This is a genomic window from Jannaschia pagri, from assembly GCF_019655435.1.
In the GTDB taxonomy this organism is placed as follows: domain Bacteria; phylum Pseudomonadota; class Alphaproteobacteria; order Rhodobacterales; family Rhodobacteraceae; genus Jannaschia; species Jannaschia pagri.
In genome coordinates, this window is the sequence record NZ_BPFH01000004.1 from 159,453 (window position 1) to 177,467 (window position 18,015).

Below are 18,015 nucleotides of genomic sequence, written 5' to 3' on the forward strand. Positions count from 1 at the left end.
ATGCCCACACCCGCCAAGCTCGTCTGCGCCGTCCTCTTTGCGGCCCTGTCCTGGTGGGTGGCCGACACCATCGTTCGAGAGACCTTGCCCGAGGGCGTCCGCGTCGGTCGGTTCCGCGAATGGGTGGGCCTGGCGGGCGTGTTCATCGGCTGGAAGCTGATCGGCAAGACCTGCTCGGGCCCGCTGAACAAAGGCACCACGATCACCGTTGCGATCACGGCGGGCTTGGCGGGGGCGCTGGTGCTAACCGTTGGCGGGCTGCTTATGAACAGTTTTGTCACCATGATCGGCGAGTCCCTTGACCGGACCTATACCGAGGTGGGGCAAGCCGCGACGGCCTGGATGCAGTTTCTGTGGAAGGATGCGCAGACCGTCGCCAACCCGCTGGTCCTTGGGACGCTGTATGGCGGCGGGGCGCTCGTGGGGCTGATCGGTGGGATTACCGGGCGCATCACGCGATGAGTCGCTTGTTTCTGTTTGGCACCCTGCGGTGGGCGGAGCTGCGCCGCGCGGTGGCCGGTGAGGACATCGCCGTGCGGCCCGCCACTCTCGATGGTTGGCATGTGGAGCGCGCAGTGGCGGGCGATTGGCCTGTTCTGGTGCCAGGCGGTCAGGTGCAGGGCGTCGTAACAGATGAACTCACCCCTGACGCGCGGGACCGTCTGGATTGGTATGAGGTTGCCTTCGGCTATGGCGTGGAGCCTGTGGACCTTACCGCCGATGGCGTGTCGATCCGCGCGGACGTCTATCGCGAGACCAGCGGCGCGGGCGGGACCGGAGCAGCTTGGGACCTGGACGCCTGGATTGATGCGCACGGGGAGCGGACGGTGATCGCTTCGGCGGAAGTGCTGCGCGCCAAGGGCCGGTTGTCGCCTGACGAGGTGCAGGCCATGCGCCCCGTGATCCACGCCCGCGCCCACGGCGTGGTTATGGGCCGCGCCACCAAGAGACCTGTGACCATCGGCGGCGGCCCCGACGCCAAGGACATTGCCGTGCGGCAGATCCGATATCCTTACGACGGATTTCACAGGGTCGAAGAGTGGGTGCTGGACCATCCGCGCTATGACGGGCGCCGCAGCGGCGACATTCAGCGGGCCATCAGCCACGTGACGAATGCCGCGACGGTTTTGCCATATGATCCGGTCCGCGACCGTGTCTTGGTGGTGGAGCAGATCCGCGTGGGCGCCATCGCCAAGGACGATCCACACCCTTGGATCCTAGAACCGGTGGCCGGTTTGATCGACGCGGGCGAAACGCCGGAGAGCACGGCCCTGCGCGAATGCGCGGAAGAGGCGGGATTGACCGTCACGGCGGACGATCTGCATTTCGTGGCGCGCTATTATCCCAGCCCGGGGGGCTTGGCCCAGGTGCTGCATTCCTATGTGGCCTTAGCGGATTTGCCCGATGGGGCGGGGGGGCTGCACGGGCTGGAGGATGAGGCCGAGGACATTGCGGCACATCTTCTGTCGCTCGATGATTTGCTGGCGATGATCCCCACCGGAGAAGCTGCAAATGCGCCTTTGATCCTCAGCGCACAGTGGCTTGCGCTCCATCGGGATCGGTTGCGGTTGAACGGGTGACGGGGGGCGTCTAGACCCATGGGGCTGACGACGGAGGGGCGCCCATGACGATCCATAAGAATCTGGCGGATGCCATCGGCAATACGCCCCTGATCCGGCTCAATAAGGTGTCGGACGAGACCGGGTGCGAGATCCTTGGCAAGGCCGAGTTTCTGAACCCAGGTCAGTCGGTGAAGGACCGCGCCGCGCTCTATATGATCCGCGACGCTGTTGCGCGGGGCGATCTGAAACCGGGCGGCACCATTGTTGAGGGCACGGCCGGGAACACGGGCATCGGCCTTGCGCTGGTGGGCGCCTCCATGGGGTTCAAGACGGTCATCGTCATCCCAGAGACCCAGAGCCAGGAAAAGAAGGACATGCTGCGCTTGGCGGGGGCAGACCTCATCGAGGTTCCAGCGAAGCCGTATCGGGATCCGAACAACTACGTGAAGTATTCGGGCCGCTTGGCCGCGAGACTGGCCGAAACCGAACCCAATGGCGCGATTTGGGCCAATCAGTTCGACAACGTGGCCAACCGACAGGCCCATATCGAGATGACCGGCCCCGAAATCTGGGAGCAGACGGGCGGTAAGGTTGACGGCTTCATCTGTGCTGCCGGATCGGGGGGCACCGTGGCTGGCGTGGCCGCAGCGCTCCAGCCGAAGGGCGTGAAGGTTGGTCTTGTGGATCCCATGGGCGCCGCGCTCTATTCCTTCTACACGGAGGGTGAGTTGAAATCCGAAGGCGGGTCGATCTCTGAGGGGATCGGCCAAGGTCGGATTACCGCGAATCTGGAGGGATTTGCCCCAGATTTCGTCTGTCAGGTCCCCGATGGGGAGGCGCTGCCCATCGTGTTCGATCTGCTGCAAGACGAGGGGCTGTGCATGGGCGGCTCGACCGGGGTGAACATCGGGGGCGCTGTCAAGATGGCGCGCGACATGGGGCCGGGCCATACCATCGTGACCATCCTCTGCGACTATGGCACGCGGTATCAGTCCAAACTCTATAACCCGGCGTTCCTGCGTGAGAAGGGCTTGCCCGTTCCCGGATGGTTGGACGGACCAGGGCGAGAGGTTCCGCAGGTTTTCGAGTGATGCTGCGCTTACTTCTAAGCCTGGCGCTGGTCTGTGCGCTGGCCACGCCCCTGCGCGCACAGTCCGAGGCTGTGCCGCCCGAATGGACGGTCGTTTCCGAACGCGCCGTTTCCCTGCTGCAATCCGAGACGGTGTCAGACGCCGCGCTTGATCGGCTGCGTGCGCAATTGGTCGACTGGCGCGCCCAGTTCGACGAGGCGCGGACGGCCAACTCCGGACGGATCGCCACCGTTCGGGCAGAGATCGACGCCCTTGGTCCAGCCCCTGCAGAAGGGGAATCCGAGCCTGAGGATGTTGCCAGTCGCCGGGCTGAGTTGCGGGAACAGCTTGAAACGCTGCTGGCGCCCGTGCGCGCGGCGGAGGTTGCCTATAACTCGGTAAACGGCCTGATCGCCGAGACGGACACCGTTATCGAAGGTCGGCGCGCCGCCGCGCTTTTGTCGCAAGAGACCCCGCCGGTGAACCCGGTGACATGGTGGCCTGCCGTGACGGCGGCGAGTACGTGGTTCCTCTCCTTAGCCGGACAAATCGCGGCGCCTTTTACCAGCGGTGAGGCGGGTCAAGTCCTGCGGGAGGACGGCCTGCGGATCGGGTTGCTCTCGACCCTGGCGCTGCTTTTGGTGTTCCGGTCCTATGGGTGGCTCAGCCGTTTGCGGGCGAAGGTCCTGCCCGAGGGGCCAGCCACCCCGTTGGGACGGTTGTCCGAGTTGGGTCTGACGTTCCTGCGGATGGTGATGCCCGTCTTGGGCCTGGTTGTGGCTCTGCGTGTGGTCGAGGAACTGGGTGTCGGCGGTGCCGCTGCGGACGCCATGATGCGAGCGTTGCCCGTCATGGTCGCCTGGCTTTTGGTGTCCCGCTGGCTGGCGGCGCAGGCGTTTCCCGCGCAGGACAACGCCGTTACCCTGTTTCCTGTTGCGCCGGCAAACCGGTTGGAAGGTCGGTTCCATGCGATCTTGCTGGGCATCATGGCGGCCCTGGCCGTGTTGGTCTACGAGATGTCCGACAGTTCCAGGGACGTGGCGCAATCCCGAGCCGTCTTCCATTTCGCCATTTCGGTTGTGGCTGGCCTGACGCTGATCCGTTTGGGCCAATTCCTGCTGCGCGAAGCCAAGGCAGACGCCGAGGACGGGGATGCCAGTTTCTGGTCTCAGGTCAATCGCCTGGTCGGTCGGGCGCTGATGATCGTGGGGCTGATTACGCCGCTGGCCATTGGGGCCGGATACGTGAACCTGGGCCTTGCGATGCTCTGGCCCACGGTGATGTCGATCGCTCTGCTGGTGGGGATCGGCGTGGCCCAAGCCGTGGTCTTCGATGCCTTTGCCGCCATTACCGGACGGACCGAGACAGCGCGCGACGCCCTTGCCCCGACACTGGTGGGCTTTGCGCTGGCGGTGGCCTCTCTGCCGCTTTTTGCTCTGGTTTGGGGCGTGCGGCTGCAAACCCTGGGCGAGTGGTGGCAGGCGTTCTTGAACGGGATTGCCATCGGCGAAACACGGTTGTCGCCGGAAAACTTCCTGACCTTCGTGCTGGTCTTCGTGGCCGGCTACATGGCCACGCGTTTGGTGAAGGGCGTGCTGCGGACCAGCGTTCTGCCCAAGACCAACTTGGATACAGGCGGCACCAACGCGATCCTGTCGGGAACAGGCTATGTGGGGATCACGCTGGCGGCGCTGCTGGCGATTACCACGGCGGGGATCGACCTGTCGGGCCTGGCCATCGTTGCCGGTGCGCTCTCCGTTGGGGTTGGTTTTGGTCTTCAGACGATCGTCCAGAACTTTGTCTCCGGCATCATTCTGCTGATCGAGCGGCCCATCAAGCTGGGTGACTGGATCAACGTCAATGGTATGGACGGTTTCGTGCGGCAGATCAGCGTGCGCTCCACGCGGATTGAGACCTTTGACCGCCAGGACGTGATCATTCCGAACGCCGATTTGATCGCGGGGACCGTGACCAATTATACCCTCGGCAATTCCTCCGGTCGGGTTCTTGTGCCCGTGGGTGTGGCCTACGGCACCGACACCCGGAAGGTGGAGGCGATCCTGCGCGAAATCGTGGAGGCCCATCCCATGGTTGTGCTCAATCCGCCGCCCACCATCACGATGGAGGGGTTCGGCGCCGACAGTTTGGATTTCATGATCCGGGCGGTTTTGCGGGACGTCCTGTGGAAAGTCACCGTGAAGTCCGACATCAACCATGAGATCGCCAAACGCTTCCAAGAGGAAGGCATCGAAATACCCTTTGCCCAACGGGACGTCTGGTTGCGCAACCCGGAGACTTTGCAGACGCGCGCGCCCAGGACCGCGGCTGCGTCAGACCAGAGTGCGCCGCCCGCCGATGACGTGTCGGATGATGGACCGTGGCAAGACGAGGTGGCCTCCGATCCGGAGACCGCCGATCCCGAGCAGGAGACGACATGACGACCGAGGCTTTGTTCCGCACCGAACCCTACCTCAAAACCGCCCGAGCGGAGATCATCGCCCGCACGGAAGAGGGGGGCGTTGTCGTGGATCGGTCGATCTTTTACCCGCGCGGGGGCGGCCAGCCTGGCGACAGTGGGCGGATCACTTGGGACGGTGGGACGGCGGACATCGCCTCGACCGTTAAGACACCGGACGGGCAGGGGATCGTCCTGGTCCCGGCGGAACCCGCGCCCATGCCCTACGAGGGCACAGAGATCGAGATGATGATCGATTGGGACCGGCGGCATCGCTACATGCGGATGCACACGGCGCTGCACCTTCTGTCCGTTGTTGTGCCTCTGCCGGTGACCGGTGGCCAGATCGGGGCCGAGAAGAGCCGCCTGGATTTCGAGATGCCCGAGGTGATTTACGACAGGGAGTTCCTGCAGGCCAAGATGAACGGCCTGATCGCGGCGGACCATCCCGTGACCGACGACCTGATTACCGAGGCGGAGCTGGACGCGAACCCTGGCCTCGTCAAAACCCTCTCGGTACAGCCCCCGCGCGGCGCCGGGACCATCCGCCTTGTGCGGATCGGCGCAGGCGACACGCCCGTCGATTTACAACCCTGCGGCGGGACCCATGTTGCCTCCACCGCCGAGATCGGGGCCGTGACCGTCGGCAAGATCGAGAATAAGGGTAAATCGAACCGGCGTATTTCGCTGCTCCTGGAGGGTTAGGGCCACCGCAGATTGGCCTCGGTTTGGGCTGTGCCGCTGTCTTGCGCGCGCCGTCGGGAGTGCGTCCCTCACGGCGACGTGCAATGGCACTGCCAGCGTGCGTATCAAACAGGTCCTACGCAGCCGCGACACCAGACGGCATGGTGGTCCGACAGCGGTGTGCCGTCGGACGAAGTCGCGTTAATCAGCGCCTTTTCCTCGACGGAAATCCCCCGGGTCGCAAACCAATCGAGCGTCATCTTGCGGGTTGGATGGGGCGTAATTAGGCTCGGCTGCGTGGTCGGCCCCTCGGGCGTTGCGGACCAGTCGTAGCCCCGTGCCTCCGCCGCCGCAAAGAGCGTCTCGGCCCGCCAATCGAAGTCGGGCGGCATGTGGTTGCCGGTATTCAGATCGCCGCCCAGAATGACGGGCAGGCCAGGGGAGAATGCGTCGATGGTGTCAAGCAGGCGGTCGAATTGCGCGCCCCGGTGGGCGGCATCGGCATTGCTTTCAAGATGGGTCGACACAACGCAGATCGGTCCACTGGCGGTTGGAACCTCTGCCAGCAGCGCCATGCGCCCGCCGACGCGCGGCTGATCGGGGTCGGACTTGGGACCTACGAACCAATGGCCGTGATCGTCCAACCGCTCCATGGTCAGGCGGGTCGGAGGGGCGGCCGATAGGATGGCGTTCCCGTGCCATCCGAGCGCGTTGAAATCGTCCGTGCAAAACGGACGCTCCGTCGGGCCACCCAGGGCAAGCTCCTGAAACTCGACCCCAAAGACGTAGGCCATCCCCATGGCCTGAGCCATCGCTTCGGTCGTGTGCCGTTGGGCGGTGCGGGCCATGCCATTGTCCACCTCTGACAGCAGGACGATGTCAGGGGCGTAGGGCGCAAGGTGGGCGGCGCTCACTTCGGGGAAGAGGCAGCGTTCCACGTTCCAGGCCACGACCGAGACAGAGGCGGGCAGCGCATCGCGCGGTGCGGTCCCATCCACTTCGACGGCGTTCATGGCGGGCAACCCGGCCAAGAGGGCGCGGTGGCTGTCTGCGGTTCTGGGGGCCGCCTCAATCCGGTGTCGTTGCGCCTGCGTCAATGGGGACAGACGCGCGACCGTGGGCGTCACAACCGCGTGCCTGTCTCATGGTGAAAGAGGGAAATCGCCCCAGGCTTCACAGACAGCGGCACGGGGCCGGTTCCCACGTCTGTGTCCTTGCCCACATGCACCGTCAGCTTTTCATCGCCGACGACGCCATGCAGCAAGCGATGGGCGCCCAGTTCCTCGATGATCTGCACGTCAAAGGGCAGGGGGCCGCTGGTGTCTGGGATCAAGTCCTCGGGACGGATGCCCATGGTGACGGGACCGTCGGTGTGCGTTTCGACGGCCAAGGATGTCTTGGCGAAGCGGACCATCCCAGCGACCGCGTGGGCTGGCACCAGGTTCATGGGTGGCGCCCCCATGAAAGAGGCGACGAAGGTCGAGGCAGGTGCGTGGTAGACCTCCGCGGGTGTGCCGATCTGTTCCACTTTGCCACCGTTCATCACGATGATGCGGTCGGCCATGGTCATCGCCTCAACCTGGTCGTGGGTCACATAGATCGAGGTCACGCCCAGCCGCCGTTGCAGGGCTTTGATCTCAATCCGCATCTGGTTGCGCAGCTTGGCGTCCAGGTTCGATAGCGGCTCATCAAACAGGAACAGGGCCGGGTCCCGCACGATCGCGCGGCCCATGGCCACCCGTTGCCGCTGCCCGCCAGACAGCTGTGATGGCTTGCGGTCCAGATAGTCGTCCAGGCCCAACATATCCGAGGCCTGGGCCACTTTCTTGGCGATGTCTTCGGCTGACGTACCCCGGTTCTTCAGGCCATAGGCGATGTTTTTGCGCACCGTCATATGGGGGTAGAGCGCATAATTCTGGAACACCATCGCGATGTCCCGGTCTGCCGGATCCACGTCGTTGACGACGCGGTCGCCGATGCGCAACTCGCCCTCGGTGATATCCTCCAGCCCCGCGACCATGCGCAAAAGCGTGGACTTGCCGCAGCCGGAGGGGCCGACGAGGACCGTGAACTCCCCATCGGGGATGTCGAAGCTGGTGGTGGTGAGGGCTTGGAAGCCGTTGGGATAGACCTTGCGGATGCCGGACAGGGTAACCTGAGCCATGGGGTGTTCCTTACTTATCGGATTCCGTCAGGCCCTTGACGAACCAGCTTTGGAAGAAAATGACGACGAAAACGGGCGGGATGATCGCAATGATCGCCAGGAGGTTGGCGCGCCCGTATTCGGGGATGTTGGTGCCTTCCAGGTCTTGGGTGATCTGTTTGATCCCGCGCACCAGGGTGAACATGTCTTCATCCGTCGTGATCATCGTGGGCCAGAGGTATTGGTTCCAGCCAAAGACGAACATGATGATGAACATGGCCGCGATCATTGTCTGGGATAGGGGCACCAAGATATCGATGAAGAACTTGACCGGTCCGGCCCCGTCGATCCGGGCCGCCTCGACCAATTCCTCGGGCACCGAGCGGAAGAACTGTCGGAAGAAGAACGTGGCGGTGGCTGAGGCGATCAGCGGCACGATGAGCCCCTGATACGTGTTGAGCATGCCTAGGCTTTGGACGACTTCGTAGGACGGCAGGATCCGGACCTCTAGCGGTAGCAGAAGGGTCGTGAAGATGATCCAAAAGGCCAGGGTCGCGAACCGCAGTCGGAAATACACAATGGCATAGGCTGCCATCATTCCGATGATGATCTTGCCCACGGCAAAGCCAATCCCGAGGATGAAGCTGTTGATCAGCATCGAGGTCCCGGTGTTCTCACCGGAGAAGCCGGAGGCCTGGAACATCGCCTTGTTGAAATTGTCGTCTAGCTGATCGCCAATCTGCAAGGACGGGCCTGTCTTGATGACTTCGACGTCCGGGACAGAGGACATCTGGATCAGGACGACCAGTGGCAGCAGCATGAACAGCGACCCGACGATCAGAACGCTGTGGTCGACGACGGTGGACCATTTGATCCGGCGCTTGGGCGGGGCGCTGGACCGGTCTGTGGCGAGGGTGTCGGCGGAAATGTCTGACATGACGAAGGCTCCCTCAGGTGTAATGGATGCGGCGTTCGACCATGCGGAACTGGAACACCGTCAGGGCGAGCACCAGAACCATCAAGATCACCGACTGCGCCGAGGACCCGCCCAGGTCGTTGCCTCGGAAGCCGTCCACATAGACCTTATAAACTAGGGTCATCGGATTGTTCCCTGGCTCGCCCTTCACCAGCGTATCGACGACGCCGAAGGTGTCGAACAGGGAATAGGTGATGTTGATGATCAGCAGGAAGAAAGCGGTCGGCGCCAGCAGCGGGAAGGTCACGTCCCAGAACCGGCCCGAGGCGGAGCGGTTGTCGATCAACGCGGCCTCTCGCACGGACTTCGGGATGGACTGCAGGCCGGAGAGGAAGAAGATGAAGTTGACGGGGACTTGCTTCCAGACCGAGACCACAACCATGGCCGTTGCCGTGTCAAAGTAGGTCACGCCCAGGGTGAAATCCCAGCCGAGCATCTGGGCGAACTCGGTCAGGGGGCCCCAGGATTGGTCAAACATGATGAGGCCGATGAACCCCGCAACAGGCGGTGCCACGGCATAGACCCACATCAGAAGGGTGCGATAGCTGTGCGCGCCCCGGATGACCTTGTCCGCCTTGACGGCCAGCAGCAGGGCGAGGCCCAGCGACAGGAAGGTGACAAGGATCGTGAAGATCACCGTGAACCCGGCGATCCGAAGGTATTCGGAGTTGCTGAAGAGGTGGGTGTAGTTCTCCCACCCCACAAAGGTGGAGCCGAAACCGAAGGGATCTTGCAAGTAGAAGGACGACTGGATGGCATGGGCCGCGGGCCAATAGAAAAACACCGCGATGATGATCAACTGCGGCACCAGCAGCAGGATCGGCAACCAGGCGGTGGTAAAGCCTGCGCGTTTCATGGACATCCCCCTTTTTCGGTATCTTGGGCGTCAAACGCCAAAAGGGCGACGGCCCTTGGGGGCCGCCGCTGTGTCTACGCTTGGGGGTTAGCCCTGGGTGCGCGCGAAGCGGCTGAGCAGGGCGTTCGCTTCTTCTTCGATGGTCGCGAAGGCGTCTTCGACCGAGGTTTCGCCGGTCAGGATGCGGCCGTATTCGCGGTTCATCACGTCACGGATCTGGACGTAGAAGCCCATGCGGTAGCCACGGGTGTTGTCACCGGCGGGCAGGGACAGCTGCTGGATGCCGATCTCGGCGGCGGGGGCCTCTTCGTAGTAGCCCTGCTCGGCGGCCAGTTCATAGGCGGCCTCGGTGATCGGGACGTAGCCCGTGTCCTTGTGCCAGAAGACCTGCGTCTCGGGCGAGGCAAGGAAGTTGAAGAAGGCAGCCGTCGCCGCGTTCTCTTCGTCGGACTTGCCCGCCATGGCAAACAGAGCCGCGCCACCGATGAAGGTCTGCTTGGGCTCCGTGGTCACGGCCTCCCAATAGGGCAGGTAGGTGGCCGAGAATTCAAAGCCCAGGTCCTTTTTGGCCAACCCGCCGAAGGAGCCGGAGGAGCCGAGCCAGATCGCGACCTCGCCGTTCTCGAACGGGGTCTGGTTGTCACCCCAGCCGGTGCCGAACCATTCGAAGTAGCCAGCGTCTTGCCACTCGGTTAGGGCCGTGAAGTGGGCTTTGATGGCGTCGTTGTTCACCAGGATCTGGGTGTCGTTGCCGTCATAGCCGTTGTCGTTGGTGGCGAACGGCAGGTTGTGGCGGGAGTGGAAGTTCTCGGTGAAGATCCAGGGCAGGTGCGACTGGGCCAGGGCCGTGTAGCCAGCTTCCTTGAGCGCGGGCGCGGTGACGGAGGCAAATTCTTCCCAGGTCTTGGGCGGCTCGACGCCTGCGGCCTCCAGGGCGTCTACGTTGTAATACATGATCGGCGAGGAGGAATTGAACGGCATCCCGATCATCTTGCCATCGCTGTCGGCGTAGAAATACCGCACGCCCGAGATGTAGTCTTCGATGTCGAAGTCGGTGCCATTGGCTTCCAGCAGGTCTTGCACCGGGATCGTGGCGCCCTGGGCGCCAATCACCGTGGCGGCGCCCGCATCGAAGACCTGCAGAATGTTGGGCTGCTCACCGGCGCGGAAGGCCGCGATCCCAGCGGTCAGCGCCTCTTCGTATGTGCCCTTGAATACGGGCGTCAGGACGTAGTCATCCTGGCTTTCGTTAAACTGCGTTGCAACGGCATTCACCGACTCGCCCAAGGCGCCGCCCATGGCGTGCCAAAAGGTGATCTCGGTTTGGGCATAGGCGCCGCCCGCAAATAGTGAAGCAGCCGCCACGGAGGCGATTGTAAGGCGTGTCATTGTGATTCTCCCAGTCACAGACCCCTAAAGGAGCCGTATTGATCCAAGCGTCTAACGGCTGGATGCCTCACTATCGGGTCGCAAAACGCACCTGTCAAACAAAGCGGTAAGGCTTTGTTAAAAAAGCTATTTTTACAAGACCGTCATTTGATCCAGCCTGAACACGTGTTCATATGTCGACGCTGTGTAACGTCTGGATGACGCGGGGGAGTCGGTTTCACGACGGAGCACATATTCCAAACGCGCCAGGAGGGGGGCCATGGCAGGAACAATACGAAAGTCCGCACGCCGGGTGACTGCGGCAGACGTGGCCGAGGCGGCGGGTGTGTCGCGGTCTGCGGTCTCTCGGGCCTTCACGCCGGGCAGCTACTTGGATGATGGCAAGCGCCGCGCCATCCTCCGGGCCGCGAAACGGTTGGGTTATCGTCCGAACGCCATGGCCGCGATCCTACAGGGCGGTGCATCGGATTTAGTGGCGATTTTTGCGGGCGAGATGCCCAATGATTTCGACCGAGAGGTGGCCGCCGCCCTGGTGTCCGGGCTCAACGCCATAGGCAAATGGCCCCTCGTCATCGGCGGGGACGAGGCCACGGCCCGCCGCGCACTCGCCAATGTGTTGAGGTATCCGTTGGAGGCGATGATCCTGCGGTCTGGCAGTTTGGACGAGGGGGTGGCCAAATCCTGCGCCAAGCTGGGCGTGCCGGTCATCTCGTCTGGGCGGATCCTTCATATGCCAGGAGTGGACAATGTCTGTTGTCGCAACCGCGACGGCATGGCCGATATGGGGCGCCTCTTGATCGAAGGCGGTCGGCGCCGGGTCGCCTTTGTGGGTGGGCCAGAGACGTTCTGGTCCGCAGGGGAACGGCGCCTTGGCCTCGTGACGGCCTTGCACGCGGCGGGCTTGACGTTGAGCGCCGATGCCATGGGCGCCTATACCGTCCAAAGCGGCTATGACGCGGCGGCTGACTTGCTGGCTGGCCCGCCCTTCGACGCGCTCGTCTGCGCCAACGATGCCATGGCCATTGGCGCCCTCTCGCTCTTGCGGGATCGGGGCATTCCCGTGCCAGAGCAGATCGCGGTTGTAGGGTTTGACGACATTGCCATGGCGGCTTGGCCGGCCTTCAATCTGACCACCGTCCGCAATCCGATTGATACCCTGGTGGAGACTGTGACCGATCTGGTCCAACGCCGGGTCGAGACGCCCACAAAACCGGACGAGACGATTGCGATTGACGTGTCACTGGTGTGCCGGGGCACCCATTGAGCGGCGCGTGGACGCAACCGGGAACGCCTTATCAAAGGCGCGCGTGCCTGTGGGTGTGAAGGTCACCAGGCGGCAATCTTTGTGCCGACGCACCCAAGACAGATCTTCGAACCGGGCGAGCAGGGCCCGGCCCAAGCTGCCCGCCAGATGGGAGCGACGTTCGCTCCAATCCAGGCATTCCCGGCACAGGGGCGCGGTCCCGCGTGTCAGCCCATCAAGATCGACGCCGAGGTCTCGGACATAGGCCGAGCCGCTGGGTGTCAGATGCAGGTGCCCATCGTCAATGATGAGGTGTCCTCTGGCCACCAAACTGTCGAACATCTGCGTCCCTCGGTCCCCGGCGAGGTGGTTGTAGCAGACCCGCGCCGCCCGCAAGGCTGGGTCCTTGGGCCCCGTCCGTGTCCGCACCTGGCCGGCCCCCGCGGCGAGACCCATCAACCCCTCCAAAACATGGGCCACGTCATCATTGGCCAGCGAGACATATTTGTGCCGCCCCTGTTTGCGTTGGCGCAACAGGCCGCCTGCGCTCAACTTTGCAAGATGTGAACTGGCCGTCTGGAGCGTCACGCCCGCCTCGCCCGCCAACTCACTGACGGTCAAAGCCTTGCCTGACATCAAAGCGGTGAGCATGTTCGCGCGCGCGGGATCACCGATGAGGGCGGCAATCTGAGCGATGTTGGGACCTTCTTTCATAGTTCGATCTTAGTCGAACCATGGACCTCGGGCAATCGCGTAGACAGGCCGCACAATCCAACGGAGGATCCCATGCTGACCTGTGTCATTCGCTATCACATCGACCCCACGAAACGAGACCAATTCGCCGAATATGCACGCAACTGGGGACAGGCGATCCCGCGGTGTGGCGTGGATCTGATTGGCTACTACGCGCCCCACGAAGGGTCTTCGACCCTGGCCTACGGGATCTACAACGTGGCCTCTTTGGCCGACTATGAAGCGTACCGCGCGCGCCTGTCAGGGCATCCGCTTGGCAAGGAGAACTACGAGTTTGCCCAGCGAGAAAAGTTCTTGCTGCGCGAAGATCGGACGTTCTTGAAATGCGTCTCGCACCCGCATGCTGAGGGACCTTAGTCCCGGAGGCCGATCAACGTCAGGGCGCTCGTAACACGCCGCGATAGAAGGCCAGTCATTTCGCGAGGACCTACAGACCGCCGCCCAACCGGTTCGCGCTGTGGCGCGGACCGCTCAGACAGGCCGTTCACAGACGATACGCAACCCTAATCCGGGTGTGTCGCTACCAAAGCGGGTTGCATATCTGGCAGAGGCGGTGGGATTCGAACCCACGAGACGCTTTCACGCCTGCCGGTTTTCAAGACCGGTGCCTTCGACCGCTCGGCCACACCTCCGACAGGGTCTCGGTACACGGGCGCCGGGGGCGGGGCAAGGCGTGGTGGGTGTCATCAGTCCGTTACATTCGCCTTCTAGCGCGCGGGGCGATAAGACGAGGACCCCCATGAAAGTATTTCTCAACGGCTTGGGCCGCATCGGCAAGCTGGTGCTCCGTGACTTGATCGATCTGCCCGGCGACATTGACCTGGTGGGCGTCAACGATGCCACGGGCGATGCGGAGCAACATGCGCTGCTGCTCGAATTTGATAGCGTCCATGGCCGTTGGGATCGCCCGGTTCACGCCGAGGGAGATGCGCTCGTGGTGGGTGATACCCGCTTGCCGCTCACCTTCCACCGTCGGATCGAGGATTTGCCGCTGGGTGGCGTGGATATGGTCCTGGATTGCACTGGCGTCTTTAAGACCGGCGATAAGGTACAACCTTACTTTGACGCCGGCGTTGCCAAGGTCTTGGTCAGCGCACCCGTCAAGGATGGCGGCGCGCTTAACCTCGTCTACGGGGTGAACCATGACCGCTACGACGACCACCGGTTGGTGACGGCGGCCTCCTGCACGACGAATTGCTTGGCGCCCATCGTGGCGGTGCTGCGCGAAGCGTTTGGGATCAAGCATGGCAGCTTCACCACCATTCACGACGTGACCAACACGCAGACAATCGTGGATCGACCCCACAAGGACCCGCGCCGCGCGCGCTCGGCCCTGATGAACCTGATCCCCACAACAACGGGGTCGGCGAAGGCCATCATGCAGATTTTCCCTGATCTGGAAGGGCGGCTCATGGGGCACGCCGTCCGGGTGCCGCTGCTGAATGCGTCGCTCACCGATTGCGCCTTTGAGATGGAGCGCCCTGTCACCGTAGAGGCCGTCAACGCAGCTTTTCGCGCCGCTGAAGCGGGCCCCATGGCGGGCATCCTGGGTCTTGAGGAGCGGCCACTGGTGTCTTGCGATTACCTAAACGACCGCCGCTCCACCGTGATTGACGGACCGTCGACGGTCGTGGTCCAGGACACGCATCTGAAGCTCTACGCTTGGTACGACAACGAATACGGCTACGCGATTCGTATGGCGGATATTGCGCGGATGATGGCGCGATGACCTCCCTGCGGGGCTATGCGGCTGTCACGGCGGCCTATTGGGCGTTCATGTTGACCGATGGCGCCCTGCGGATGCTGGTGCTGCTGCACTTCTACACCCTGGGCTTTACCCCGCTGCAATTGGCTTGGCTGTTTGTGTTCTACGAAATCGCGGGTGTTGTGACAAACCTGACCGCCGGATGGTTGGCCGCGCGGTTCGGTCTGGCGATGACGCTTTACCTGGGGCTGGGGCTTCAGGTGGTGGCTTTGGTCGCGCTGACCTGGCTGGACCCCGCCTGGGCCATTGGGACCTCGGTTCTCTACGTGATGCTTGTCCAAGGCGCGTCTGGCGTGGCCAAAGACCTGGCCAAAACCGCCAGTAAATCCGCGGTCAAACTGCTGGTGCCAGAGGGCGGGCTGTTCAAATGGGTCGCCGCGCTCACCGGCTCCAAGAATGCGGTGAAGGGCCTTGGGTTCTTCGTTGGCGCGGGCCTTTTGGCGACACTCGGTTTTGAGCCCGCGCTCTGGACCATGGCGGCCGTCCTGCTCGCGATCTTGGTCGCGGTTCTGATGTTCCTTCCCGGGAATCTGGCGACCAAGAACAAGGGTGCGAAGTTTCGGGAGGTTTTGTCAAAGGACCCGCGCATTAACTGGCTCTCGGCGGCGCGGCTGTTCCTGTTCGGAGCGCGGGACGTCTGGTTCGTGGTGGCCTTGCCGATTTGGCTGACGGGCTTTCTGGCGGAGGAGGGGCAGGAGACAGCGGCATTCTTCGTCACGGGGGCGTTCATGGCCAGCTGGATCATTGGTTATGGCCTGATCCAGGGGATCACGCCGAAACTGCTGCGCGTGGGCTCGGTCAGCAAAGCGCTCAGTGCTGCCGTGGTGTTGGGCCTGCTGGCAGGCGGGTTGGCCGCTTTCCATGCGCTCGCGCCGGACAGTGCTTGGCCGGTCCTTGTGGGACTTTTGGCCTTTGGCGCCGTGTTTGCGGTGAATTCGTCGCTCCATTCCTATTTGATCCTGAACTTTGCGGGCGCGGCGCGGGTGACGATGGACGTGGGCTTTTACTATATGGCCAACGCGGGCGGTCGCCTGTTGGGGACGATCCTGTCTGGCTTGTGCTTCCAGCTAGGCGGTCTGGCCCTGTCGCTGGGGGTGTCGGCGGCCATGGTCGCGCTGTCGACGCTTGCGTTGCTGCGGATCCCGGAACGTCCTCAGCCCGCCTGACCGTTGCTCACTTTCCCGTGCCTTGCGGTTGCACCCTAGGGGCGACTTGAGGCAGTCAGTGTCAACCACATCGGACAGGGTCCGCCCATGCTTGACACCGCCGCCCGTCGCTTGATCGACCCGCCCCTGAACCGCTTGGGTCAGGGTCTAGCGGGCTGGGGCGTGTCGGCAAATACCGTGACGTTTCTGGGTCTTGCCCTGGGAATTGTGGCCGGGGCGACCATTGCCCTGGGCGCGCCGGGGTGGGCGTTGATCCCACTGCTCGCGTCACGTCTGGCTGACGGTTTGGACGGCGCTGTCGCACGGGCCACGCGCAAAACGGATTTGGGCGGCTACTTCGATATCTGGGCAGACTTCCTGTTTTACGGGCTGATCCCTTTGGCCTTCGCCCTCCTGGACCCCAGCAACGGCACAGCGGCTGCGTTCTTGCTGTTTGCCTTCTACGTCAACGGAACCTCATTCCTGGGCGTCGCGATCCTGGCTGCGAAACGAGGATTGGAGACGACGGCCCAAGGGCAGAAGTCGCTCTATTATTCCGCCGGGCTGCTGGAAGGGACCGAGACGATCCTGTTCTTTGTGCTGCTTTGCCTGATGCCCCAGTGGTTCGTGCCACTCAGCCTCGCGTTCGGGGCCTTGTGCTTGTTTACGGCGGCGGCCCGAGTGTTGAACGCCCGCCACCTCTTCACCGACTGATCAACGACCGACCTACCGGAGGCCCCATGCGTCTGCCCATCCTTGCCACGCTCGCCATCACCACTTTGCCCGCCATGGCAGAGCAGCCTGACCCAATGGATTGGCCCGCCGTCCTGGCCGAGGCAGAGGGGCAGACCGTCTATTGGCATGCCTGGGGTGGCTCCACGACCACGAACGATTTCATCGCCTGGATCGGAGAGCGTGCGGCCGAACAGGGAGTCACCCTGGAACACGTCAAACTGGCGGACACCGCCGATGCCGTCGGCCTCGTTTTGTCGGAGCGTCAGGCGGGTAAGGACACCGGCGGCTCAGTCGACATGATCTGGATCAACGGGGCCAACTTCGCCTCGATGAAGGAACAGGATCTTCTGTTCGGCCCCTTCGCCGAGGCCCTGCCAAACTGGCAATATGTGGATGTGGAGGGAAAGACCGTCACAACCGATTTCACCGTGCCCACCGAAGGCTATGAAAGCCCCTGGGCCATGGCGCAGGTCGTGTTCATCCACGACAGCGACAGGGTGGACACGCCGCCCACTTCGGCGCCCGCGCTGCTCGATTGGGCCCAGGCCCATCCGGGTCGGTTTACCTTTCCCCAACCGCCCGATTTCCTGGGCACCACGTTCCTCAAGCAGATGCTGATTGACTTGGTAGAGGACCCGGTGGTCCTGCAATCCCCAGTCGGAGAAGACTACGCCGAGGTCAGCGCCCCCCTGTGGGACTTCATGGATGCGCTGACCCCCGTGCTGTGGCGTCAAGGACGGGCCTACCCGCAGACAGGCCCGCGCCAGCTACAACTGATGAATGACGGCGAAGTCGACATCGCCATCAGCTTTTCGCCCGGCGAGGCAACGGCAGCGATTGCCAACTACGAACTGCCCTCCACCGCGCGCACCTACGTGTTGGACAAGGGCACCCTCGGCAACGCGAGTTTCGTGGCCATTCCCTACAACGCGAATGCTGCCGCAGGGGCCATGGTGGTCGCCGATATCATCCTGTCGCCCGAGGCACAGTTGCGCGCCCAGACACCCGACATCCTGGGCTATGGCACCGTCCTCGACATGGACAAATTGCCCGAGGCCGACCGCGCCGCCTTTGAGGCACTGGACCTCGGGGTCGCCACGCTGTCTCCGGCGGAGCTGGGCCAGGCCCAGGCGGAGCCGCATCCCACATGGGCAGAGCGTCTGGCCGCGGATTGGGTGGCCCGCTACGGCGTCGCGAACTGAGACCGCGGTGACCTTCGGAGGGCGCTGGGCGCGCGCT

General features: G+C 63.3%; 17 protein-coding genes and 1 tRNA gene. 11 read left to right on the forward strand and 7 right to left on the reverse strand.

Going from position 1 to position 18,015, the window contains the following annotated elements:
* Genes K5R33_RS11765 through K5R33_RS11785 form a run of 5 tightly spaced genes read left to right on the forward strand, consistent with a single transcriptional unit; the run spans position 1 to position 5,792 of the window.
* Positions 1-462: a TrgA family protein gene (locus K5R33_RS11765; protein WP_220749241.1), complete on the forward strand. Its 462-nt coding sequence runs from the start codon at positions 1-3 to the stop codon at positions 460-462.
* A complete protein-coding gene (locus tag K5R33_RS11770) occupies positions 459-1,580 on the forward strand; it encodes an NUDIX domain-containing protein (protein ID WP_220749242.1) in 1,122 nt (373 codons plus the stop codon). Before K5R33_RS11765 ends, K5R33_RS11770 begins: the two co-directional genes overlap by 4 nt.
* A 44-nt stretch (positions 1,581-1,624) precedes the next feature.
* Positions 1,625-2,653 carry a cysteine synthase A gene (locus K5R33_RS11775; RefSeq protein ID WP_220749243.1) on the forward strand — a complete coding sequence of 343 codons (1,029 nt, stop codon included), beginning with the start codon at positions 1,625-1,627 and terminating at the stop codon, positions 2,651-2,653.
* Entirely contained in the window at positions 2,653-5,070 is a 2,418-nt protein-coding gene (locus K5R33_RS11780) for a mechanosensitive ion channel family protein (RefSeq protein WP_220749244.1), read from the forward strand. The genes K5R33_RS11775 and K5R33_RS11780 overlap by 1 nt, the downstream gene beginning before the upstream one ends.
* Positions 5,067-5,792 (forward strand): alanyl-tRNA editing protein, encoded by a 726-nt coding sequence (locus tag K5R33_RS11785; protein WP_220749245.1) that lies wholly within the window; start codon positions 5,067-5,069, stop codon positions 5,790-5,792. The genes K5R33_RS11780 and K5R33_RS11785 overlap by 4 nt, the downstream gene beginning before the upstream one ends.
* A 104-nt stretch (positions 5,793-5,896) precedes the next feature.
* Here K5R33_RS11785 and K5R33_RS11790 read toward each other — a convergent pair whose 3' ends face one another.
* The 5 genes from K5R33_RS11790 to K5R33_RS11810 all read right to left on the reverse strand — a co-directional run bounded on the left by K5R33_RS11790 (position 5,897) and on the right by K5R33_RS11810 (position 11,135).
* Positions 5,897-6,898 carry an endonuclease/exonuclease/phosphatase family protein gene (locus tag K5R33_RS11790; protein ID WP_255576354.1) on the reverse strand — a complete coding sequence of 334 codons (1,002 nt, stop codon included), beginning with the start codon at positions 6,896-6,898 and terminating at the stop codon, positions 5,897-5,899.
* A complete protein-coding gene (locus K5R33_RS11795; RefSeq protein WP_220749246.1) occupies positions 6,895-7,935 on the reverse strand; it encodes an ABC transporter ATP-binding protein in 1,041 nt (346 codons plus the stop codon). The genes K5R33_RS11790 and K5R33_RS11795 overlap by 4 nt, the downstream gene beginning before the upstream one ends.
* Positions 7,936-7,945: 10 nt before the next feature.
* The gene (locus K5R33_RS11800) at positions 7,946-8,851 is read right to left on the reverse strand and encodes an ABC transporter permease subunit (protein ID WP_220749247.1); all 906 of its coding nucleotides are present in this window, start codon (positions 8,849-8,851) and stop codon (positions 7,946-7,948) included.
* A gap of 13 nt (positions 8,852-8,864) precedes the next feature.
* Entirely contained in the window at positions 8,865-9,746 is an 882-nt protein-coding gene (locus K5R33_RS11805) for an ABC transporter permease subunit (protein WP_220749248.1), read from the reverse strand.
* Between the two features lie 87 nt (positions 9,747-9,833).
* The gene (locus tag K5R33_RS11810; RefSeq protein ID WP_220749249.1) at positions 9,834-11,135 is read right to left on the reverse strand and encodes an extracellular solute-binding protein; all 1,302 of its coding nucleotides are present in this window, start codon (positions 11,133-11,135) and stop codon (positions 9,834-9,836) included.
* 259 nt (positions 11,136-11,394) lie between these two features.
* On the opposite strand from K5R33_RS11810, the gene K5R33_RS11815 reads away from it, so the two are divergent.
* Positions 11,395-12,399 carry a LacI family DNA-binding transcriptional regulator gene (locus tag K5R33_RS11815; RefSeq protein ID WP_220749250.1) on the forward strand — a complete coding sequence of 335 codons (1,005 nt, stop codon included), beginning with the start codon at positions 11,395-11,397 and terminating at the stop codon, positions 12,397-12,399.
* Here the strand turns inward: K5R33_RS11815 and K5R33_RS11820 are convergent.
* Positions 12,373-13,092, reverse strand: coding sequence for an ArsR/SmtB family transcription factor (locus tag K5R33_RS11820; RefSeq protein ID WP_220749251.1), 720 nt, complete (start codon positions 13,090-13,092; stop codon positions 12,373-12,375). The two genes, K5R33_RS11815 and K5R33_RS11820, sit on opposite strands and share 27 nt — an antisense overlap.
* 72 nt (positions 13,093-13,164) lie before the next feature.
* Between K5R33_RS11820 and K5R33_RS11825 the strand changes: the two genes are divergently transcribed.
* Complete coding sequence (locus tag K5R33_RS11825) at positions 13,165-13,488, forward strand: NIPSNAP family protein (RefSeq protein WP_220749252.1); 324 nt, start codon at positions 13,165-13,167, stop codon at positions 13,486-13,488.
* Positions 13,489-13,673: 185 nt separating this feature from the next.
* On the opposite strand, the gene K5R33_RS11830 is transcribed toward K5R33_RS11825, so the two are convergent.
* Positions 13,674-13,763 (reverse strand) — tRNA-Ser (locus K5R33_RS11830).
* 107 nt (positions 13,764-13,870) lie between these two features.
* On the opposite strand from K5R33_RS11830, the gene K5R33_RS11835 reads away from it, so the two are divergent.
* The 4 genes from K5R33_RS11835 (at position 13,871) to K5R33_RS11850 (ending at position 17,978) form a co-directional block, all read left to right on the forward strand.
* On the forward strand, positions 13,871-14,860 hold the full coding sequence (locus K5R33_RS11835; protein WP_220749253.1) for an ArsJ-associated glyceraldehyde-3-phosphate dehydrogenase: 990 nt from the start codon (positions 13,871-13,873) through the stop codon (positions 14,858-14,860).
* Positions 14,857-16,062, forward strand: coding sequence for an organoarsenical effux MFS transporter ArsJ (gene arsJ, locus K5R33_RS11840; RefSeq protein WP_220749254.1), 1,206 nt, complete (start codon positions 14,857-14,859; stop codon positions 16,060-16,062). The genes K5R33_RS11835 and arsJ overlap by 4 nt, the downstream gene beginning before the upstream one ends.
* Before the next feature lie 87 nt (positions 16,063-16,149).
* Positions 16,150-16,755: a CDP-alcohol phosphatidyltransferase family protein gene (locus K5R33_RS11845; protein WP_220749255.1), complete on the forward strand. Its 606-nt coding sequence runs from the start codon at positions 16,150-16,152 to the stop codon at positions 16,753-16,755.
* Positions 16,756-16,781: 26 nt separating this feature from the next.
* Positions 16,782-17,978: an ABC transporter substrate-binding protein gene (locus K5R33_RS11850; protein WP_220749256.1), complete on the forward strand. Its 1,197-nt coding sequence runs from the start codon at positions 16,782-16,784 to the stop codon at positions 17,976-17,978.
* Positions 17,979-18,015: the final 37 nt, after the last annotated feature.